The organism is Paenibacillus sp. MMS18-CY102 (assembly GCF_009789195.1).
Taxonomy (GTDB): domain Bacteria; phylum Bacillota; class Bacilli; order Paenibacillales; family Paenibacillaceae; genus Paenibacillus_T.
This window is the reverse complement of sequence record NZ_WSTC01000045.1, coordinates 1-21,235: the sequence shown is the minus strand read 5'-3', so window position 1 is coordinate 21,235 and position 21,235 is coordinate 1. Positions and strand designations below refer to the sequence as shown.

Here is a 21,235-nt window from a genome sequence, read left to right as displayed (position 1 = left end):
GAGCCTTTATATTGGGGGGGAGGCATAAGATGCATTACAGATTAGTATGAAACAAATATGATGTTATATTGTTCCACCTTTTGAATTTATTATTATAAAAAAGTATTAATGACGTTGTATTAGGGGGAAAGACAGGAAGAATTCATCAATTAGTTTCGTTAATAAACATCAAAAATCGTTGATCCGTTACATATCTCGATTGTACACCGGCGTATTAGAATAGGTATAAAGTCTTGTGGGAAAAGCGAGATTTATGTCGAAAAATAACGCTCATTTTGAATGGAGTTATTTAGCTTTGGTTTGAATCGTTTGACTGGCAATGTAAACGCTTTCAAACACTCGGGTTGTAACAACATGACAGTACAAAAAGGAGAATGATACAACATGGTGCGAAGACTAAGCATCACATTAGCAGTAGCTTTGTTCGTTAACTTGTTATCGGGCATGGCCACGATGGCGGCACAGGCGAGCCCAACGCCAGCAGCGGTTACGCAGGCAGGCGCGATCTCAGATGTGCAGGCCCATTGGGCGGCTGCGCCTATTAACCGTTGGGTACAAGCGGGCATTATGAAAGGTTTGGCCGATGGAAAGTTCCACCCGGACGAATCGGTGACGCGTGCACAATTTGCTGTCATTCTGAACAGCTTGTTCGGATTCAGCCAAAGCGATTCGTCGGCCATGGGCGATGTGCCTGCCGGCGCATGGTACGAGGAAGCGCTGCGAAAAGCGAAAGCAGCAGGTTATATGAAAGGCTACCCAGACGGGGCGATGCATCCTAACGATACGGTAAGCCGCCAGGATGCAGCAGTTATGCTGACGCGGGTATTCCAGCTGATCAACGGCAATAAGCCAGCTGGCGCGTATTCGGACAATGCGGCAATCGCTGCTTATGCACGCGAAGCTGTTGGCATTATGGCGACGAATGGCTATCTATCAGGATATGCTAACGGCAGCCTGCTGCCAGCAAAAGGCTTGTCCCGTGCAGAGATTGCAGCTTTGTTGGACAAGATGATTGGCCTGTACACGAACGCGCAGGGATCGTTCCCGTCGGGAACCGGTCAAGGCAGCGCCATTGTGCGTGCTTCAGGCGCTTCGCTTACAGGGCAAGTGATCAGCGGCAACCTGTTCATTATTGCGCCAGGCGATGTCACGCTGACGAATGTAATCGTTCAAGGGAAGACGTTCATCATCGGCGGGGGCAAAGTGACGGTCAGCGGCTCGCTCGAGCAAGCGGAAATTCAGGCTCCGCTGACGTTGAACGGTGTCGATCTGCAGAAGGGCGACCAAGTTTCGGTTACGGACGGCAAGCTGGTCTTGGGCCAAGCCCCGGCAGGCGGCGGAATGGGCGGTGGCGGATTCGGCGGCGGCGGTGGCGTCGCAGGTTCAGGTTCGGGCGCTGGCAGCATCGTTGATCTCATCGACGATGGCGCTTTCGCCAATGGGCTTGGCAAATGGAAAGCGTTCTGGGGCAATGAAACGACAGGCGTGTCGGCTGGTACGCTTGCGGCTGTACAGGGCGAGATGAAAGCAAGCATTCAGTCCGCTGGGGACGATGCTTCAAGCGTACAAATTAGCCGCGAGGGCCTCTCGCTAACTAGCGGAACGATCTATACCGTCTCCTTCGACGCACGGGCGTCGATCGAACGCGACATGGTCGTTACCGTAAGCGATGGCGTGAAAAATGTATCGACACCGCGTAAATTCTCGTTGATGAAGGAAGCGGGATCGTACACGTTCACCTTCACGATGCAGGGCATGTCTACGCCTACTGGCAAGCTCGTCTTCCAGTTGGGAGGCGCGAAGGCGCCGGTGGACGTATTTTTCGACAATGTGAAGCTGACAGCTAATACAGCATCGATGGTGGACAAGACAGCGTTGGATGCGAAGATCGAGGCAGGCCATAAACTGGAACAGAACGATTACACGCCGGCTACTTGGTCCTTGTTTGAGAGTGCATTGATTACGGCGAAGGAAGCAAGCTTCTCTAACGGTGCTTCGAAAGCGGAAGTGGACCAGGCGCTAGAAGGCTTGACGAAATCGATGGCGGCGCTCGTCCGCATTGTACGTGCGGCAGGGCTTGCTGGCATTTCTATCAAGGACGGCAATGGCAATGATCTGAAGATGGAGCTGACGCCAGCGTTCCGCCCGAATCAATTTAACTATTTGATCGGCACGTACAGCAATGTTACGTCTGTTGTGCTTGACCCGGCAGTTGCGGCGAACAACACGCTGAGCAAGGTCACTGGTGCGGCTGTTGCAGGCGGCAAATATACGGCAGCTGTTAAAACGGGCACGAATGAGGTTGTATTCGAGGTAACGGAGCCGGGCAAAGCAACCGCTGTCTATCACATATACGTGATTAAGGAAAAGCCGGCAGATGCCAATGGCGAAGTTAGGCGGAATCCGGCGGACTGGGAGCTTACTTGGAACGACGAATTCAATGGAACGAAGATCGATGAATCCAAGTGGAATTTCGTAAACAAAGGCGGCGGCTTCGGTAACCGAGAGTTGGAATATTATACGCCACGCGAAGAGAATGCGCGGATCGAACCGCTTGACGGCTCGAACAAAGCGCTTGTCATTGAAGCACGTAAAGAAAAATACCAAGACCACGATTACACATCAGCTAAGCTCTATTCGCAGTACAAAGGCGACTGGACGTACGGCAAATACGAGATTCGTGCGAAGGTGCCGAAGTCACAAGGCATTTGGCCGGCAATCTGGATGATGCCGACGAACTACGACCTGTACGGCCCTTGGCCGGCAACAGGCGAGATCGATATCATGGAGCTGATCGGCAGCGAGCCGAATAAGGCATGGGGCACACTTCACTACGGCCTGCCTTGGAAATATTCGAATGCTAGCTTCGAATTGCCGGGCAGCATGGACTTCTCGCAAGACTTCCATACGTTCTCCATTGAATGGGAGCCGGGCGAAATTCGCTGGTACGTAGACGGCATTTTCTATCAACGCCAGAACGATTGGTACTCGAAACGTGAAGGGGAGACATTGCCAATCACGTGGCCGGCTCCATTCGACCAAGACTTCTACATGCAGCTGAACTTGGCGGTTGGCGGCGAGTGGCCGCAATTCCCGGATAAGACGACGATTATTCCGAGCAAAATGTTTGTCGACTATGTTCGCGTCTACAAACTGAAAGACGGCCTGTCGTATCGCGATCCAGGCACAGGGCCAGCATCGTCGCTCGCGGCTAATGTACCGACGCCGCGTCCGGAAGCCGGACTGGGCGGGCTCGTATACAATGGCACCTTCGACGAAGGCGCCGAGCGGATGGGCTTCTGGGATTACAATGTGGATAGCTCGGCTGCGGCAATCCATTCCATTGATCCTGCCGTTAACGAACGTGAATTCAAAGCATCGATTACGAAAAGCGGTACGAGTGCATCATCGGTGCAGCTCAGCCAGCTGGGCATTCCGCTTGTGAAGGACAACCAGTACCAACTGACCTTCAAGGCTCGGGCGGCGAATGCCGGCCAGTCGATTGAAGTGCAAGTGTTTAAGGACAAAGCCCCAGCTACGAGCTATTCGGGCGCGATGGCTTTTGCGTTGGATGACACAATGAAGACGTATTCCACAATTTTCACAATGAATGATGCAACTGATAATAGTGCACGGCTTGCCTTTAATCTCGGCCTGAACACAGGGGATATTATTATCGACGACGTGAAGCTGACGAACTACTACAAGCCGTTATATCAAGTGGTGGAGGCGGAAGCCTTTACGAACGGGCAAGGCTTTACAACGCTTAATGGAGCAGTCCAGCCAGATGGTTCGGCTACGGCTTGGCTCCAGTACAATGTTACGGTTCCAACGGATGGCGACTACGTGTTGTCCTATCGCGTAGCGACGAGCAGCGATGCGGCGAAGCTGACGTTCCGCGGTGCGGAGCCGAATACGCGGACGCTGCATCTTCCTAACACGGGCGGAGATGCCCAATTCCAGACGGTAACGGATCTCGTGCATCTCAACGCTGGCACGCAGATGTTGTTGCTCGCTGGTGCAGGCTACAATTTGGATAACATCAGAATCTCGCCAAACGTCATTCGTAACGGAAGCATGGATGTCAGCACAAATATGTGGGATGTATGGATGCAGAATGCTGGCGGCGCTGAGATTACGACGGAGCAAGGCCAGACGAAGATGGCGATTACAGCACAAGGCGACGATTTCTGGGGGCTGCAATTCAGCCAGAAGGGTGCACCGCTCTATAAGGGCAAGAGCTACCGCGTCACGTTCGAAGCAAGCTCATCGGTAAACCGCAAGCTTCGCTTGACGATCGATGACCCTAGCAATAACTATGCTTACGCTTTATATGAATCGGTCCCGCTGACGACGCAGCCCAAAACGTACACCTTCGACTTCACGATGAACGCAACGACGAACCTGAACAGCCGAATTGACTTTAACTTAGGCAAAATCGGCACGGCAGCCGGCACGCATGACGTGTATGTGGATCAAGTCCGGTTCGAGGAAATTCCAGCAGTGGAGCAAGCTTCAACATCGAGCAGCCCGATTAAGATCGACGTGCCGGGCGAACCGATTCAAGTTGAACAAGCGGAAGGCTTCGCGGCATTGGCGGTCAATCAGGGCAGCCTTAACCAGCCGTTCGATAGCAACACGACGGAATACACCGTTAAAGTTGTTTCTGGCGTAACAAGCATTACGCTGACGCCAACAGTCGCTGCTGGCAATGACATTACCTTAGTAGGCGGCGCAACGAAGAATGGCAACGATTATGTAGCCACGCTGGCAGAAGGCGAGAATGCGGTCACCTTCATCATTGACCAGCAAGGGCGGGTGCCGAAGGCGTATACCGTTCATGTCGTACGCACGCCGGCTAACTTGCTCAAAGGAAAAGCGATTACAGGAACCTCAGGCAATGCAGCGTTAGCGGTAGATGGAGACATCACGACACGTTGGGAATCCGACCACAGCGATCCACAGTCGATCTCCATAGATATGGGCGACAGCTACAATGTGTCGAAGATTCAGCTCGACTGGGAGTCATCCCGCGCAACAGCGTATACGCTTGAAGTCTCGAATGACAATGTGAACTGGGTAACGGTATATCGCACGACGACGGGCAGCGGCCCAACGGATGCCATCTCCATCCCGGATCGCGTTACAGCACGGTATATTCGGATGACAGGAACGGAGCGGTTCTCATTCGGCGGCGCTAAGTATGGATACTCGCTGTACGAAATTTCAGCAACTGGCGAACCGTTCGCAAGCCAAGCTGATTACCGTGCGTTTAAAGCTGATCTGAAGCAGCAAATAGCAGCAGTTGGCAATCTGGATGCTGCGGATTACTCAGCAGATTCATGGCTGGCCGTATCCACGGCACTGGGTGTTGCGAATGCGACGTATGCAAAAGCAGATGCGGCGCAAACGGAAGTCAACGATGCATTAACCGCGCTGGCTGGCGCAGTCGCTGGACTCGTTAAGCTAACGAAAGCGGACGGGCTGGACGGGCTTGCAGCAAGCCAAGGAACATTAACGCCGCAATTTAGCCAAAATACGCTGCGTTATTCGCTCATCGTTAGCAATGCGACGGCAAGCGTTGATTTTACGGCGATATTGGCACAGGACAACAACATGGATTCGGTAACAGGTGCGGTTGCATCTGGCCCGAATGGCTATAGTGCGAACCTGAATGTTGGCAACAACACTGTCACTTTCACGATTGCCAAGCCAGGAACGCAATTGAACAAAACCTACACGATCAACGTTATTCGCTTGTCCGATAAGAGTGCTGTTGTTAACGGGGCGGCGATAGCTTCGTCCGGCGGTAACGCGGGAGCGGCGGCAGATGGCAATAACGGATCCCGTTGGGCAGCGGCAGACAATAATGACGACCAATGGATTTATGTCGATCTAGACCAGAGCAGAACGATTACGGCGGTTCAGATTTCATGGGAACGGGCATCGGCTGCAGCTTATGAAATCCAAGTCTCTGATTCACCGGCCGATGAAACTAGCTGGCAGACGATTGCGACATTTGGGCAAAAGGGCGTTAAACAAGTCGATGCCGACCGCACGGACTTGATCGCCGCTTCCGGGCATGGCCGATATGTCAGAATGAAGGGCCTTGAACGCAATATCGATTACAGCTACTCGATTTACGAGTTCCAAGTGTTTACGAATTAAGTTTATTGCACAAGAGTAAGTGGGAAAAGCCGAGAGAGCACGCTATAAGCGTGGCTTTCCCGGCTTTTTCTGGATTTATATACACGATTAAACAACAATTGTGTGTTATGATGGTGCATTATGGCGTTCATATTCTTATTAGGAAAGGCGAGGCGATCAGCATGGCTCAAGTGAAAGTTTTCGGGCTTAAGGAACATCTGGCTCCTCTGAAGGCGCGCTATTCAGAAATTATTCATGCTTGCATTGTGGAGGCATTTAAGCTCCCAGCAGATAAGAAGTTCCAACGGTTTTTCCCGATGGAGCAGGACGATTTTTATTTTGCGCCTGGACGGACGGAGGCTTATACCGTCATTGAGATTAGCGTATTCGAAGGCCGTTCAACGGAATCGAAGAAACAGTTAATTCATCTGCTTTTTGAACGTATCCGCAATGAATTGTCGATTTCGCCTGAAGATATCGAGATTACCATATTTGAAACGCCGCAATCCAATTGGGGCATTAGAGGCGTTACTGGCGATGAACTGAAGTTGAATTATAAGGTTAATGTATGATCTTCATATCATTGACAATTTCGTGAAGCAGTGCTAGAGTGGGTCTGGAAAAAAGATGCATTCGGGAGCGAATGGATCTTAGATGAGCAGAGACAGGCAAGTTAGAATGAGCGGAGCCGAGCAGAGTTGCGTCTATTTTGGTATAGCCATAGCGTTCAAAATCCCGTTCTTTCCCCTGTTCCTCTAGCAATTAGGAGGAAAGCCTATGAACCCCCCTTTATTTTCGACGAACGAACCTCAAATCCATCACTATTCTCCTTCTTCTGGCAATACGATTAAACGAACGATTACATTCATGCAGGTGCAAGAAGCGATACCCCCGATACTCGAAGTTATCGATGAACGTAAGGGTGCGCTCTTCACAAGCCGCTTTGAATACCCGGGCCGGTATTCGCGTTGGGACATCGGATTTGTTAATCCGCCTCTCGAAATTCGGTCATTCGGCAACAGGTTTACGATTGCTGCGCTCAATGAACGTGGCATCGTGTTGCTGAAATATATTGAAACTCAATTGCAATCCATGAAGGATGCGACGGTAACAAGAGACGGTGACGTGGTGAACGGCAAGCTCACGGTTAGCGATACTGTCGTCTATGAGGAACAACGAACGCAGCAGACGTCCTTATTTTCAGTTATGAGGGTGATCAAGGATAGTTTGCATTCGCAGGAGGATACCTATCTCGGATTATACGGCGCATTCGCTTATGATTTGATCTTTCAATTCGAATCGATAGCGCTTAACCATGCCCGTAACGGTGAGCAGCCTGATATGGTGCTCTATTTGCCAGATGAATTAACTGTGGTGGACCATCAGATGTCATGCGCTTATAAGATTGCTTATGATTTTCAAATAGGGGACCACTCGACCGAAGGCTTGTCCCGAACGGGGGAGCGGACGGCGCGTGATTTGCAGCCCCGAGACGCTGAGGAAATCCCGAAGTTTCAGGCAGGAACCTATGCCAAGCTCGTGAACGAGGCGATCGAAGCGTTTAAGGTGGGCGATTTATTCGAAGTCGTCCCTTCCCACACATTCTATGAGCCATGCACGGAGGCGGCTTCCCATATTTTTAATCAGCTAATGGAAGTGAATCCGAGCCCCTATTGCTTTATTATCAACCTTGGGACGGAGCATCTGGTGGGGACTTCGCCCGAAATGTACGTGAGGGTCGAAGGCAGCCGAGTCGAGACTTGCCCGATCTCCGGCACGATCAAACGGGGGGCTTCTGCTATAGAAGACGCCGATCAAATTCGGACGCTGCTTAATTCGCCTAAGGAAGAAGCAGAGCTTACGATGTGTACCGATGTTGACCGCAATGATAAATCCCGGATTTGTATCCCCGGCACGGTTGAGGTAATCGGCAGGCGGCAGTTAGAAATGTATTCACATCTTATCCATACCGTGGATCATGTTGAAGGAAGGCTTGATCCGCAATTTGATGCGTTGGACGCTTTCATGACCCACATGTGGGCGGTCACGGTTACTGGCGCACCTAAGAGGGCGGCGGTCGCTTGGATTGAGAAGCATGAGGATTCGCCGAGAGGCTGGTATGGCGGCGCAGTGGGCTATTACGCGTTTAATGGCGATCTGAACACAGGGCTCACGCTGCGAACGGTCAAAATCAAAAATAATATCGCTGAGATTCGCGTCGGCGCCACATTGCTCTACGATTCCATTCCCGAGGAAGAGGAGCAGGAGACGCATGTTAAAGCTGCCGCGTTGATTAGCGTTCTCCGGGGAAACAAGCGGCTAGCACAGCGATTGGTTCAACAGGTGGAGCCAGCTGGCAAAGGAAAGAAAGTGCTATTAGTCGACCATGAGGATTCTTTCGTGCATACGCTGGCGAGTTATTTCCGGCAATGCGGCGCTAATGTGCAAACATTGCGTTCACCAGCTGCCCGCCAAATGCTTGCTGCGAATGAACCATTCGATCTTGTTGTGCTGTCGCCGGGACCGGGACGGCCTGAACAGTTTGATTTGGAGCAAACCATTGCATTATGCATACAGCGCAGGCTGCCGATTTTCGGCGTATGCTTAGGGCTTCAAGGGATCGTTGAATACTTTGGCGGCGAGCTTGGCGTTCTCCCATATCCGCAGCATGGCAAACCCGCTGTTATTCATGCCACACCGGAATGTTCGCTGTGGGAGGGGTTGCCGGCGAGCTTTACGGTAGGCAGATACCACTCGCTTTATGCAGCATTCGTGCCTGATTGTTTGCAAGTGGCCGCGGAGACCGAAGGGGATCATATTGTGATGGCTGTGGAGCATAAGGAACTGCATATTTCAGCGGTCCAATTCCATCCCGAATCGATCCTCACGCTCGGCAGAAGTGCGGGCATGGCTATGGTTAATAACGTATTGGCCCAATTGCCTGATGGGATTGAACGAAACTAACCGTTTGCATTCCAACCAACCCCATGTTAGAATGACCTTACTTAAATTGGAACGGAGGGTTACGTGTGATAGACTTTATCCGAGTTAGAACTTCGCGCGGCTAATGGAACAGCGCCAAGGCTCTGCCCTGTGCAGAGGACTCAGGATAGGTCTGCCCACATAGAGGTAACCCACATGTTAGACCGGTTACGGCGAGACGAAACGGATATCGTTCTCGTTCTATCTTTATGGGAGTAATTGTACGGAGACAGTGTGACTTATGCGAATGCTTGCCATGGCGGCGGGCCTATTCGCATCACGCTCCGGCAAGACCTCGTTATTCTGAAATCCTCTATTCGATACGTGTATCGAAGAACGCACAGGCCTTAGCGCGCCCGTGCGTTTTTTGTTGTTGATGAATTGCCCTAACAAGAGGAGGAATAAATAGATGGAACAAGTGAACAACAGAGCCGTTATCGTCGGCGTTAATTTACAGAACCGCCCGGATTTTGCGTACTCGATGGAAGAGCTTCGCAACCTTGCGGATGCGTGCAACATTGAGGTAGTGGGAGAGCTTACCCAGAATGCAGCGAAGGTTAACGGTCCCCACTACATCGGCAGCGGCAAAATCCAAGAGCTATCCGCATTAGTGGAGGGGCTGGATGCATCGACCGTTATTTTCAACGATGAGCTGTCGCCTTCCCAAATTCGCAATTTAGAGAGCTCCTTGGAGAAAAAGGTTATCGACCGGACGATTCTCATCCTCGACATATTCGGGGAGCGCGCCCGGACGCGTGAAGCACAGCTTCAAGTTGAGGTAGCGCAGCTGCAATACATGCTACCGCGTCTCGTCGGCTTGCGCGAATCGCTCGGCCGCCAAGGCGGCGGCTCCGGCATGAAGAACAAAGGCACAGGCGAGACGAAGCTGGAGCTCGACCGCCGCCGTATCGAGGAACGGATTTCCGCGCTGCAGACGGAGCTGGAGAAGCTCGTCGCCCAGCGCCAAGTGCAGCGCAAGCAAAGGCAGAAGACAGGCGTGCCGGTCGTCTGTCTCGTCGGTTACACCAATGCGGGCAAGTCGAGCTTATTGAACGCGGTTTTGAAGGCATACATGCCGGAGTCCAACAAGCAAGTGCTGGCCAGAGACATGCTCTTTGCTACGCTGGAGACATCCGTTCGCGGCATTGAGCTGCCGGACAACAAATCGTTCCTGCTGACCGATACCGTTGGGTTCGTAAGCAAGCTCCCGCATTATTTGGTCAAAGCGTTCCGCTCTACGCTAGAGGAAGTGACGGAAGCGGATCTGCTGATTCAAGTTGTGGATTATGCTAATGAGGAATATGAGCGCCATATTCAAGTGACGAATACGACGCTGAAGGAGCTAGGCGCCGATCATATCCCAATGATTTATGCGTATAACAAAACGGATTTGACTGAAATGAAATACCCGCAGGTGGAGGGGGATAAAGTGTACCTCTCCGTTAAGGAAGAGGCAGGGCTAAGTGAGCTGGTTACGCTCGTGAAGCAGCGGATCTTCCAAGACTATATGCCGTGCGAGGTCATCATTCCGTTCGAGGAAGGCCGCTTGGTCGCATACTTCAATGCCAATGCAAACGTCATAGCAACGGATTACGAGCCTAACGGAACCCGCTTGACGATGGAATGCAAGAAAGCAGACTTTGAGAAATATCAGCATTTGTTCGTGGAGCCTGTGGCTGAAGTGTAAGTTGCTTAAAATAGATCTCGGCTTAATCGCCGCCCGCTTCCTTTAATGGAAGCAGGGCGGCGATATTTGTTTCCGCCCTAGATTAATTAATAGCAGCTAAGCACAGGGAGGCTATTATTAGGTGGATGATCGGTAATCTTTGTTTTTCATAAAAAGTAAATTTTAACCTTTTTTGTTACTTAAGAACTATGTACTTAGTGGTGGAATCGCCGTATCCTAAATGTGTTACATATAATTACTTTTATAGGAGGTTATTATGAAACTCAAGAAAAGTTTAATGGCATCGATGGCGGCGTTGAGCATTCTTTCTTTCGCAAGTTCAGCAAATGCGGCGACTGGATTCGCAGATAATTACTATAGCGCACAGTCGTTAGCGAGTGACCAGATCTATCAAGGTTCGCTTTCGGCCCCGAATGATGTTGATTGGTTTACATGGACGAATACGACAGGGCAAAGCGTGAACTTTACAGTGTCTGTTCTGAGCCAAAACAAAAATTTTGACTTGCAGTTTGTCATTAATCCTCCATATAACCCAGCTCTTCATGCTAACGATAATGGTGCAAACAGTATCGATACCATCTACGGCAATAATCTGCCTCCAGGAGCTACCGTTCATTGGTATGTGGAGGGGCACTCGTCTAGCGATTATGGTCCTTCAGGAGGGTATGTAACTTGGCTTCACGTTAACTAGAACATCACAAGAGACAGTATCGCCCCAAGGGTTCAGCCGGGCGATACTGTTTTTTTATGCAGCGGATGATTATCGATTTTGCCAGAGTGCTCGTACGGGAGCTAATGCGTGAATGCCGCTTGGCATCCAGAACCGCCACTTACGGCATAATTGGCCGCGGTGCTCATATGTTGGTGAATGGAGCGCATACGGAAGGGGATGGATGGGCAAGTGACGATTCCAAGACGAAAAAGGGCGTTGATCGTACAAGGCGGATATCCAGGGCATCGGCCGCGCGAAATGGCTGATATTGTGGCGAAGATATTGGAATCGGAGCATTTTATCGTTGAAATTTACGATACGCTGCAAGTCTTCGACGACCGCAACAAGTTGATGCAGGCCGACCTTATCGTGCCTTTATGGACGGCAGGCAAGATCGAAGCGGAACCGCTTAACAATTTGCTGCAAGCGGTCGCTGCGGGGACGGGCTTGGCTGGCATTCATGGTTCGGCGGACGCTTTCCGCGGCGAAATCCAATATCAAGCGATGATCGGCGGCCAGTTTCTCGCGCATCCTGGTGATGACACAGCTATGTATCGCATCCACTTTCCAAATCCGCATAATCCGCTCGTTGCAGGAATCCAAGATTTTTACGTCACGACCGAACAATATTACATGATGGTTGACCCGTCGGTCGTTGCGTTGGCGACCACGTACTTCGACCGGCCTGCTCCGCCGCTAGTGTGGCGCCCAGTCATCATGCCCGCATCATGGGTGAAACAATATGGAGCAGGCCGGATCTACTACAATTCGCTTGGCCATAGGCCCGATGTGATACAGCTGCCTCAAGTGACGGAAATGATTCGTAGAGGCATGCTATGGGCTGCAAAGGGTTAACTCAAACAGGTGACGCCAAACGGTTCACATTCCTATGCGAAATATTGTCCGCCGTTTACATTAATAATTTCTCCTACAACATAGGAAGCGTCGTCTGATGCCAAATAAACGTAGGCCCCAGCGAGCTCGAAGGGCTGGGCGTTGCGCTTGATCGGCGAGTCATATCCGATCGATTCGTATTCTTCCGGAGGGAATGAAGCGGGTACCAGCGGTGTCCATGTTGCGCCAGGGGCAACGGCGTTGACGCGGATGCCGCGGCTGATGAGGGAAGCGGCGAGCGCTCGCGTAAAGGCGTTGATCGCTCCCTTCGTAGCGGAGTAATCAATCAATACGTCTAGCCCGACGGTTCCTAAGACGGAAGTCGTATTAATAATTGCGCTCCCAGGCTTCAAATGCGGCAGAACGGCTTTGGTTAAATGGAATATAGAGAATATGTTGGTTCGAAACGTTAGCTCCAGCTGTTCGCTGCTAATGTTTTCGAAATGAGGCTGATAAAACTGGACCGCTGCGTTATTCACCAGAATGTCGATTTTTCCGAATTCACGAACGGTTTGCTCCGCAATCTGCCGGCAGAATGCCTCATCGCCGATATCGCCCGCCATCGGCAAGCATCGGCGCCCAAGCTGTTCAACACGCGCCTTCGTTTCATTCGCATCCACATGCTCATTGTAATAGGCCACGACGAGATCGGCGCCTTCTTTGGCGAAGGCGTATGCAACGGCTCGGCCGATGCCGCTGTCCCCTCCCGTAATAACGGCGACTTTTCCCTCTAATTTTCCTTTCCTATCACAAGGCGGCGGTTCTGATACCGGCCGTTGCTTCATCATATATTCGAGCCCGGGCTGTTGGGGCTGATATTCCGGCAAGTAATGAATAGGAATGTGTTCGCAATCGGTCTTATATCCGAAAACATTCGGCTTGATTTTCATGCTGGCACCGTCACTTCCCTGTCGCTGAATAGTTCAACATATGCCCAGATCAGGAATCAGGTGAAAAAAGGAATAATTTTGAACCCTATGCCGCATGATATGCATGTAGGCGGTGATAACATTGTCACTTCAATCCGATGAACAAGGCGTTCAGCCGGCCAATCCGATTCCAAATAAACTTCATGAAACCCGGAAACGGCTGGACGAAATCTTTCGTAACTGCGGCGATCTCAAATGGTTTCCTTGGCATTACGGGCCGGATATGAATCAAGAGGCTCTTTCCATCTTTTTCGGAACCATAGCAGAGCGCAAAAAAGTGAATTACATGAAGGCGGTGCTTCAGGATCTCGTCACGCACGAAGTCGGCCCAGGAACAGATGTACGGATAGAAAACATTATCGCGCATTTCGAGAAGCACGGCGTATCCGAGGAGTCCGCCAGAGTCGTTGCGGATTTCGAGGCCTCTATTCTAGAAGTGTTAAATGGCAATCTCGTTATTTACTTCGATAACTGGGATAAGGCGCTCTCCTTCGAGACGTCGGGCATGGAATCGAGGCAGATTACGGAGCCTGCAAATGAAAGCGTCGTACAGGGGCCTAGGGAAAGCACTGTCGAGAACATTAATAAAAACGTAGGCTTGCTGCGGCAACGGCTCAAGAGCTCGCGATTCAAGCTCGTGAAGCTGAACGGGGGCGGCGAGACGAACACGGAAGTCGTCTATTGTTATTTGGAAGGAAGGGTAAAGCCGGACTTGCTAAAGGAGTTCGAGAGGCGAATCGAGAAAGCGAAGCAAATCGAAATATTGGAGACGTCTTATATCGAGGAGCTGATCCAGGATGTGCGATTCTCGCCGTTTCCTCAATTTCGTTATACGGAGAGGCCGGATGCTGCGGTCGCTTCCATGATAAATGGCAAAATCGTCGTGTTGGTGCAAGGAACGGGGTCGATGCTGATTTGTCCAGGGCTATTCGTGGAGCTGCTTCAATCGAGCGAAGACTATTACCAGCGTTCCATGTACGCCACGATGATCCGGTGGCTCCGAGTATGTGCGTTTTTTATGGCATTCACGCTTCCCAGCGCCTATATTGCGTTAACGACATTCCATTCGGAAATGATTCCTACCAATCTTCTTCTTACTATTCTTGATACACGGGAAGGCATCCCGTTTCCCGCATTCTTCGAAGCGCTTATTATGGAGTTTTTCTTCGAGCTATTGCGCGAAGCTGGCATTCGGATGCCGCGCCCAATCGGCTCGGCTGTCAGTATCGTAGGCGCGCTCGTTATAGGCGAAGCTGCCATTAATGCGGGAGTTGCTTCACCGATCATGGTCGTTGTAGTAGCGTTGACGGGAATTGCCTCGTTCGCTATTCCCCAATACAATATGGCAATTGCGCTTCGCATTATTCGCTTGCCATTGATGGCGCTATCTGCTATTTTGGGCGGCTTTGGGCTTATGTTTGGCCTTCTAATCGTATTGTGGCATCTATGTACGCTTCGTTCGCTTGGCCAGCCGTATCTTAGCCCGATTCAACCGGCCGATCCCAGTTTGTTGCGCGATGTGTTTGTTCGCCCATCTGTGAAGAAGTTGGGGCGATCAGCCAATAACCGGGCAGGCGCTGGTTAGAACTCTAAGGAAAGTATGATGCTCGAGATGAAAACCATAGTGAGAGCCATCCCTTTGCTTTTGGCGGCATTCCTGTTAACGGGGTGTTGGAACCGGACGGAATTGGTGGACAAAGCCTTCGTGATGGGGGTAGCGGTTCAAAGTGTTGATCTGGAAACCGTCCATCTAGCCGTACAAATGTTCAAACCGTCGCAGAAGGCGGGCGGACAGGCTAGCGCTATGCAAAAATCCTTCATTAATATCAAAACGACAGGCGATTCGACGTTCGAAGCTGTTCGGGACATCATGCTTCAATTGGGGCGCAAGGCGCAATGGAGCCATATGAGAATTATTATTATCGACGAGAAAACGGCGAGAACAAACAATTTGCTATCGCTGCTCGAATATTTTTACCGGGACCATGAGACGAGAATAACGACGAAAGTGCTGATTACGAAAGGCGATCCGTCCGAGTATTTAAAAGTCAGGCCAATGATCGAGCAAACCATATCCCAGCAGTTTAACAAAATGGAGTCTAATTCCAGCAAGGTGTCCGGCAAGGCGCCGATCGCCAATCTGCTTGAGCTTGCACAAGCTTTAAAGAGCGAGGTTCCGAATACGATTCTGCCAATCGCAACTATCAAACAGAAGGGCGGCGTGTCGATGTCGGGGCTCGCGGTCATTCAAGACAGCAAAATGATTGGTACCATGTCGGCTTTGCAGACCCAAGATATATTAATGCTTAGAAACCAGTACAAGAACGGGATCTTAACGATTCCTTGCATCCATGAAGACGAGGGGGAAAAGAAGCAATCCGATTCGATTGAGGTGCAGTCGGCCCTCGTGACACTTAAGCCGGTGATTCAATCGGACAAGCTGAGCGTTAAGATGAATGTTGCGATAACTGGAAATATTGGAGACCTGGCGTGTACCAAGTTGGAGAAGCGTGGCGATGAGAAGCTGTTCATCCAGCGGATCGAGCAAATGATGGAACAACGGCTGCTCGAGACGGTTAGGGAGACGCAGAAAAGAGAAGTGGATTTGTTCGGAATCGGCAATCTCTTGTATCGCAAGCATACGCGTGTGTGGAAGCAATGGAAACGTGATTGGGGCACTCGGTATGCGAATGCTAGTATTGAACTCAAGGTTAATGTGCGGTTGCAGAACACGTTAACGACCACAGGAAAGCCCATCTACATGAAATAGGAGGCAGTCGGAATGAAGGAGAGAGTGATTGTACTGTTGTTGACTTACGCCATCGTTCTCTTGCCTGACATTCGAGCGTGCCGCAAGGCTGCCTTGCGTGATAAAACGATTTATTATGCCTTCGTGGCGCTCTCGGTTTATTATAGCATTGATTATTTGACCATCCGCGAGCTGCCGGATATGCATACGGCCGTTGACCATCTATTGACGGGGCCGGCGAGGCAGATTGTCAACTATTTGAAGGTTAAGCCGGCATGAACAATCAGGAAACGGTCAGTGTCGCGCAGATGGGCTTTCTCTTCTTCATCTATATTACGGGCTCAGCGATGATCGTCATACCTGGGCCCCTCGTCGGCATGGCGATGAATGCCGCATGGCTGTCGATTTTGATCTCGATGGCGCTCGGTCTTGTGTTGCTAATGATGATGCTTTATTTGATCAATCGGTATCCTGGCATTTCGTTTATCGATATTTGCCGCCAAACCATTGGCAATTGGCTGACGTATGTGGCCGCTGGCTTGATGCTGACGATGGCTTTTCATATGGCGGCGGGCATTATGATCGATGTCGCTGGTTTTATGACCAGCATGATGCTGCCAGAGACGCCAGTATACATATTCACCGGCATGATGTTTATCCTAACCGCACTGTTGTTAAGGTCGGGCATAGAATCCATGGCGCGGATGTTCGTCATACTTACTTTCGTCGTGATCGCTTTTTGGTTGGTCGTTATCGTGCTGCTCATCCCGAACTATCATCTGGACTTTCTGGAACCGATATTCCCGGAAGGGTTTAAGCCAATGATTCTAGGCAGCTACCTAACGGCCGGTTTTCCTTATGGCGAGATCGTCTTATTTATGGCTATCCTGCCGTATGTCCGTGCGGGCAGTGCAACCAAACTAAAGCCGATGCTAATCGGCATGATGATCTTAAACGGCGTTATTCTTGCGATGTCGACGGTCTGCACGATCATGACATTAGGTCCGTTATCCGCGGAGAAACGGTATCCGTTGTTCGTACTGGCCCAAATTATTGAGATTGGCGATATCATCGAACGGATGGAAGCAATTGTAGGGATGTCCATGATCGCAGGCTCGCTTATGAAAGCGACGATTACGATGTATGCGATTTTGACGATACTATCGGATCTGTTCAAGCTGAACAATCGGCGCATACTGGTTAACCCATTATGTTTGATTACGCAATTAATGGCGCTTACGCTGCCTGCGGGCATGCTGGAGTGGGAGGAGCTAGTCATAGTTGTGCATCCGCTTTGGGTGGGAGCTGTTTATGTGCTGCCACTTCTCGTTATTGCGTCTGCAGCCTTCCTGAGAAAATCAGAAAAATAATGGAATGATCCACTTGACAACTATCTTAAATTGTATTATCTTTAATTTAAGATAAATGAAACGAACGCGAGGTGAACACAATGGCAGAGCAAACGAAGGATAAGGACGTGGCGTTGGATCTTTACATTGCCCTTTCCAGAGCAAGCCAATGGGTGAACGCACATGCGGATCGGGATATCCGGAGCTATGGGCTGAACCGCACCGAGTTTGGCGTACTAGAGCTGCTGTACCATAAGGGCGCTCAACCGATTCAACAGATTGGCAGCAAGGTGCTGATGAGCAGCGGCAACATCACTTATGTCGTCGATAAGCTGGAGAAGAAGCAGTTTGTATCACGGAAGGCATCTACGGAGGATCGCCGGCTCATCTTCGCGGAAATTACGGACACAGGCAAGCAATTTATCGAAGAAGTATTTCCAGCGCATGCCGATGTGATCAGCGAAGCGATGGCGGGACTGACGGCAGAAGAGAAGCATTCAGCAAGCCAGTTGCTGAAGAAGCTAGGACGCTTTGCGCAGGATGGATTCAAGTAGAAGCAGGATGGCGAGCAGCCATTTTTTACGCTTAATATCTTAAATTAAAGATTCTTAAAATCAACTAAATTCGCCAAGCAAGGTTAAATATACACGAAATTAAAACTAAACCCGGTTAAGGAGATGGGATTATGACAAAACAAACCGCAGGTATCCACCACATTACAGCATTCGTAAGAAACGCACAGGAAAACGTTGATTTCTATGCAGGGGTTCTAGGGCTTCGGCTGGTGAAAAAAACGATTAACTTCGATGCACCGGAAGTGTATCATCTGTACTTCGGCGACCAACAGGGCAGCCCGGGCACCATTATTACATTTTTCCCATGGGAGAATTCGCGTAAAGGGCGTGTTGGCGGCGGCCAAGTCGGCGTCACCTCTTATGTTGTGCCGGTCGGCAGCTTGGCATTCTGGAAAGCGCGGCTGGAAAAATTCGGCGTTGCGTACGAAGTGACGGCTCGCTTCGGTGAAACTTATGTGCAATTCGAGGATCGCGACGGCCTGAAACTCGAAATCGTCGAACGTGAAGCGGGGGCGCCAAGCCAATGGGCATTCGGCGGCGTGCCAATCGAGAAAGCAATCAAAGGCTTCGGGGGCGCAGTGCTGTATAGCACAGCTCCAGACAAAACGGCCCACCTGCTCGAGCATGTTATGGGCCTGCGCAAAGTCGGCCAAGAAGGCGTATACGCCCGGTACCAATCGACGGCTGACATCGGCAATGTAATTGACCTGCCGGTTCAAGCGGTGCCGCATGGCACAGGTGGAGCGGGCACCGTCCATCATATCGCATGGCGCGCAGCAGATGATGCCGAGCATGCGCTCTGGAGAGAGCATGTGGTGCAAAGCGGCTTCCATCCAACACCGATCGTCGACCGCCAATATTTCCACGCACTGTACTTCCGTGAGGAAGGCGGCATCCTGTTCGAGATCGCAACAGACCCACCGGGATTCGCCCGTGATGAAGCGCCGGATGCGCTTGGCGAGGAAATCAAACTGCCGGAATGGTTCGAAGAGCATCGCGGACAGATCGAAGCGCTGCTGCCGCCGATCCAAGTGCGCGTATTAGAGGGGGATGCACAATGAACATGAAACATTTATTCCAACAAGGGTTCGACCTAAATGCGCCGGTGCTCGTCCTGTTCCACGGAACGGGCGGCACCGAGCGGGATCTATTATCGCTTGCAAGATTAGTGGCGCCGACTTCTTCCGTACTAAGCGTGAGAGGCAATGTGCTCGAAAATGGCATGGCGCGGTTTTTCCGCCGCCTGGCGGAAGGCGTGTTCGACGAGGAGGATCTCGTATTCCGTACGCAGGAACTGCATGAATTTCTGAATTGGGCAGCGACCGAATATGGGCTGGACCGGAGCAATTTCGTTGCCGTCGGCTACTCCAATGGGGCGAATATCGCGGGGAGTTTAATGTTCCATCATGCTGGTTCTCTCAGGGGAGCAATTCTCCATCATCCAATGGTGCCGCGGCGTGGCGTGAAGCTGCCGGACCTGTCCGGCGTGCCCGTCTTCATCGGGGCAGGCGAGAACGATCCGATCTGCTCGCCGCAGGAGACGGAAGAGCTGAAACAGCTGCTAGGCGGAGCGGGCGCGGAAGTCGAGGTTCATTGGGAGCGGACAGGACATCAGCTGACGAAGTCGGAAGCGGATGCGGCGGCGGCGTGGTTTGAGCGGAATTTTGCATAATCGGATTGAATGGTAAAGAAGGAGGGGCTTGGCATGATTGCTATTGATCCCGCTCAGCAGAGCGACAAGGACAACTATAAGCTGCTTATTGGAAGCATCATTCCAAGGCCGATCGCATTCGTTACGACGTTGTCGGAGGAGGGCGTGCTGAACGCGGCGCCCTTCAGCTTCTTTACGATCGTGACGGTGAACCCGCCGATGGTCGCGATATCCGTCCAGCGTAAGCAGGGCGAGCGTAAAGATACGGCGCGCAATGCAATTGCGACAGGCGAGCTGGTCGTACACATTGCGTCCGAATCTTATGTGGAACAGCTGAATGCAACCGCAGCGAATTTGCCGCCGGATGAGAGCGAAGTGATGTTGGCGGGATTGACGCCAGTTGCGAGCAGCCGCATATCCGTACCGGGAGTTGCTGAGGCGAGCATTCGCATGGAAGCAGTGCTCGAACAAGCGATTCCGCTAGGCGGCACTGCCGAGCAGCCCGCAGCGGACCTGCTCATAGCCCGCATCGTCCAGTTTCACATCGAGGAGCCGTTGTACGAGAATGGGCGGATCGATCCGCACGGGCTGCGGCCGGTGAGCCGGCTTGCGGGCAATGACTATGCGAAGTTGGGTGAGCTGTTTACGGTGGAGCGACCGGTGTAAGTGAAGGGGTGTCCCCGTAGCCACGATGGCAGGGGGACATCCTTTTTTTTTGCGTTGCAGCAGAATCAACTCGTGCGCGGAAAATGAAGAGTCAAGTGAGTAACTTTACCTTGGCAACATACGTCTGTGATGGAGACGGGTACAGATGCAAAGCGCAGTCGAGACCTCTCGTTCTAAAATGCAACCAAAAGGTGAGGAGCTATGATGGATAACTGGCGGAAGCGTATAATCAAGGGCGGATTTCTATTGGTTTTACTCCTAACAATGGGAACAGCATTAATGGGCTGTAGCGGGAACACGAACGCGAAAAATTATTTTAAACATGAGCCTTTACCGGATGCAGAGGCCATCTTTCTTGAAACGTCTGCTGCAGTAAGGGAAATCGCGTGGAATGAGCTTTCCAAAGAAGATAAAGAGTCGGTTACGGGCGACTGGAAGAATGCACAAGTGGCTTTAGCAAAATGGGAAGATGTCACAATGAAGAAAACAACCGAAAAGCCTGATACAGAGGCGCTTTACAAGGTGACATTTCTAACGGACAGGGATGCACAGCTGGGTCCGATTGGCATCTATATTGATCCCGTGACAAAGAAGATTGTTGGTTACGATGGTAGACAATAGCCAGGGGCAGCAAGAAACCCAACCTTAAGGTTGGGTTTCTTGCTGTCGAGAAAGTCTCGGCAGCCTTTCTTATGTGCATGTAATTTAACACGACACCGCGTTAATATAGTATAATAGTGGTAATAACTTATGAACGGATGGTGTCGCATGCTGCGTTCTAATCGAGATAAACAACAAAACTATGAGCTAGTCTCCATTGAAGATTTAGTTCCTGCTGATCATATGCTCCGCAAGATCGATAAGTATATCGACTTTTCTTTCATCGATGAGAAA

The 21,235-nt window shown here is 51.0% G+C and carries 16 protein-coding genes; 15 read left to right on the top strand and 1 reads right to left on the bottom strand.

Annotated features, from left to right (window positions below; translation table 11 throughout):
* The first annotated feature begins 384 nt into the window (after window positions 1–384).
* The 6 genes from GON22_RS23400 (at window position 385) to GON22_RS23375 (ending at window position 12,383) form a co-directional block, all read left to right on the top strand.
* Window positions 385–6,168, top strand: a complete 5,784-nt coding sequence (locus GON22_RS23400; RefSeq protein WP_160398515.1) for a carbohydrate binding domain-containing protein — start codon at window positions 385–387, stop codon at window positions 6,166–6,168.
* A gap of 161 nt (window positions 6,169–6,329) precedes the next feature.
* Window positions 6,330–6,719, top strand: coding sequence for a tautomerase family protein (locus GON22_RS23395; RefSeq protein WP_160398514.1), 390 nt, complete (start codon window positions 6,330–6,332; stop codon window positions 6,717–6,719).
* 205 nt (window positions 6,720–6,924) lie between these two features.
* Window positions 6,925–9,111 (top strand): anthranilate synthase component I, encoded by a 2,187-nt coding sequence (locus GON22_RS23390; protein ID WP_160398513.1) that lies wholly within the window; start codon window positions 6,925–6,927, stop codon window positions 9,109–9,111.
* A gap of 427 nt (window positions 9,112–9,538) precedes the next feature.
* Window positions 9,539–10,816, top strand: coding sequence for a GTPase HflX (gene hflX / locus GON22_RS23385; protein ID WP_160398512.1), 1,278 nt, complete (start codon window positions 9,539–9,541; stop codon window positions 10,814–10,816).
* Window positions 10,817–11,072: 256 nt separating this feature from the next.
* Window positions 11,073–11,507 (top strand): hypothetical protein, encoded by a 435-nt coding sequence (locus tag GON22_RS23380; protein ID WP_160398511.1) that lies wholly within the window; start codon window positions 11,073–11,075, stop codon window positions 11,505–11,507.
* A 210-nt stretch (window positions 11,508–11,717) separates the two neighbouring features.
* Window positions 11,718–12,383 carry a ThuA domain-containing protein gene (locus tag GON22_RS23375; protein WP_160398510.1) on the top strand — a complete coding sequence of 222 codons (666 nt, stop codon included), beginning with the start codon at window positions 11,718–11,720 and terminating at the stop codon, window positions 12,381–12,383.
* Window positions 12,384–12,415: 32 nt separating this feature from the next.
* Here GON22_RS23375 and GON22_RS23370 read toward each other — a convergent pair whose 3' ends face one another.
* A complete protein-coding gene (locus GON22_RS23370; RefSeq protein ID WP_160398509.1) occupies window positions 12,416–13,312 on the bottom strand; it encodes an SDR family oxidoreductase in 897 nt (298 codons plus the stop codon).
* A 112-nt stretch (window positions 13,313–13,424) separates the two neighbouring features.
* Here GON22_RS23370 and GON22_RS23365 point away from each other — a divergent pair, with 112 nt between their 5' ends.
* The 9 genes from GON22_RS23365 (at window position 13,425) to GON22_RS23325 (ending at window position 20,962) form a co-directional block, all read left to right on the top strand.
* A complete protein-coding gene (locus GON22_RS23365; protein WP_160398508.1) occupies window positions 13,425–14,936 on the top strand; it encodes a spore germination protein in 1,512 nt (503 codons plus the stop codon).
* Between the two features lie 27 nt (window positions 14,937–14,963).
* Window positions 14,964–16,121 (top strand): Ger(x)C family spore germination protein, encoded by a 1,158-nt coding sequence (locus GON22_RS23360; protein ID WP_160398507.1) that lies wholly within the window; start codon window positions 14,964–14,966, stop codon window positions 16,119–16,121.
* Between the two features lie 12 nt (window positions 16,122–16,133).
* On the top strand, window positions 16,134–16,379 hold the full coding sequence (locus tag GON22_RS23355) for a hypothetical protein (RefSeq protein WP_160398506.1): 246 nt from the start codon (window positions 16,134–16,136) through the stop codon (window positions 16,377–16,379).
* The gene (locus GON22_RS23350) at window positions 16,376–17,470 is read left to right on the top strand and encodes a GerAB/ArcD/ProY family transporter (protein WP_160398505.1); all 1,095 of its coding nucleotides are present in this window, start codon (window positions 16,376–16,378) and stop codon (window positions 17,468–17,470) included. Before GON22_RS23355 ends, GON22_RS23350 begins: the two co-directional genes overlap by 4 nt.
* An 80-nt stretch (window positions 17,471–17,550) precedes the next feature.
* Window positions 17,551–18,003, top strand: a complete 453-nt coding sequence (locus GON22_RS23345; RefSeq protein ID WP_160398504.1) for a MarR family winged helix-turn-helix transcriptional regulator — start codon at window positions 17,551–17,553, stop codon at window positions 18,001–18,003.
* A 131-nt stretch (window positions 18,004–18,134) separates the two neighbouring features.
* Complete coding sequence (locus GON22_RS23340) at window positions 18,135–19,085, top strand: ring-cleaving dioxygenase (RefSeq protein WP_160398503.1); 951 nt, start codon at window positions 18,135–18,137, stop codon at window positions 19,083–19,085.
* A gap of 2 nt (window positions 19,086–19,087) precedes the next feature.
* On the top strand, window positions 19,088–19,696 hold the full coding sequence (locus tag GON22_RS23335) for an alpha/beta hydrolase (RefSeq protein ID WP_202113470.1): 609 nt from the start codon (window positions 19,088–19,090) through the stop codon (window positions 19,694–19,696).
* Between the two features lie 33 nt (window positions 19,697–19,729).
* Window positions 19,730–20,341, top strand: a complete 612-nt coding sequence (locus tag GON22_RS23330; RefSeq protein WP_160398501.1) for a flavin reductase family protein — start codon at window positions 19,730–19,732, stop codon at window positions 20,339–20,341.
* 201 nt (window positions 20,342–20,542) lie between these two features.
* The gene (locus GON22_RS23325) at window positions 20,543–20,962 is read left to right on the top strand and encodes a hypothetical protein (RefSeq protein ID WP_160398500.1); all 420 of its coding nucleotides are present in this window, start codon (window positions 20,543–20,545) and stop codon (window positions 20,960–20,962) included.
* Window positions 20,963–21,235: the final 273 nt, after the last annotated feature.

Coding starts and splice junctions, on each gene's coding strand:
- GON22_RS23400 (WP_160398515.1), top strand. CDS start 385: ATGGTGCGAAGACTAAGCATCACATTAGCAGTAGCTTTGTTCGTTAAC.
- GON22_RS23395 (WP_160398514.1), top strand. CDS start 6,330: ATGGCTCAAGTGAAAGTTTTCGGGCTTAAGGAACATCTGGCTCCTCTG.
- GON22_RS23390 (WP_160398513.1), top strand. CDS start 6,925: ATGAACCCCCCTTTATTTTCGACGAACGAACCTCAAATCCATCACTAT.
- hflX (WP_160398512.1), top strand. CDS start 9,539: ATGGAACAAGTGAACAACAGAGCCGTTATCGTCGGCGTTAATTTACAG.
- GON22_RS23380 (WP_160398511.1), top strand. CDS start 11,073: ATGAAACTCAAGAAAAGTTTAATGGCATCGATGGCGGCGTTGAGCATT.
- GON22_RS23370 (WP_160398509.1), bottom strand. CDS start 13,312: ATGAAAATCAAGCCGAATGTTTTCGGATATAAGACCGATTGCGAACAC.
- GON22_RS23360 (WP_160398507.1), top strand. CDS start 14,964: ATGAAAACCATAGTGAGAGCCATCCCTTTGCTTTTGGCGGCATTCCTG.
- GON22_RS23355 (WP_160398506.1), top strand. CDS start 16,134: ATGAAGGAGAGAGTGATTGTACTGTTGTTGACTTACGCCATCGTTCTC.
- GON22_RS23350 (WP_160398505.1), top strand. CDS start 16,376: ATGAACAATCAGGAAACGGTCAGTGTCGCGCAGATGGGCTTTCTCTTC.
- GON22_RS23345 (WP_160398504.1), top strand. CDS start 17,551: ATGGCAGAGCAAACGAAGGATAAGGACGTGGCGTTGGATCTTTACATT.
- GON22_RS23340 (WP_160398503.1), top strand. CDS start 18,135: ATGACAAAACAAACCGCAGGTATCCACCACATTACAGCATTCGTAAGA.
- GON22_RS23335 (WP_202113470.1), top strand. CDS start 19,088: ATGAAACATTTATTCCAACAAGGGTTCGACCTAAATGCGCCGGTGCTC.
- GON22_RS23330 (WP_160398501.1), top strand. CDS start 19,730: ATGATTGCTATTGATCCCGCTCAGCAGAGCGACAAGGACAACTATAAG.
- GON22_RS23325 (WP_160398500.1), top strand. CDS start 20,543: ATGATGGATAACTGGCGGAAGCGTATAATCAAGGGCGGATTTCTATTG.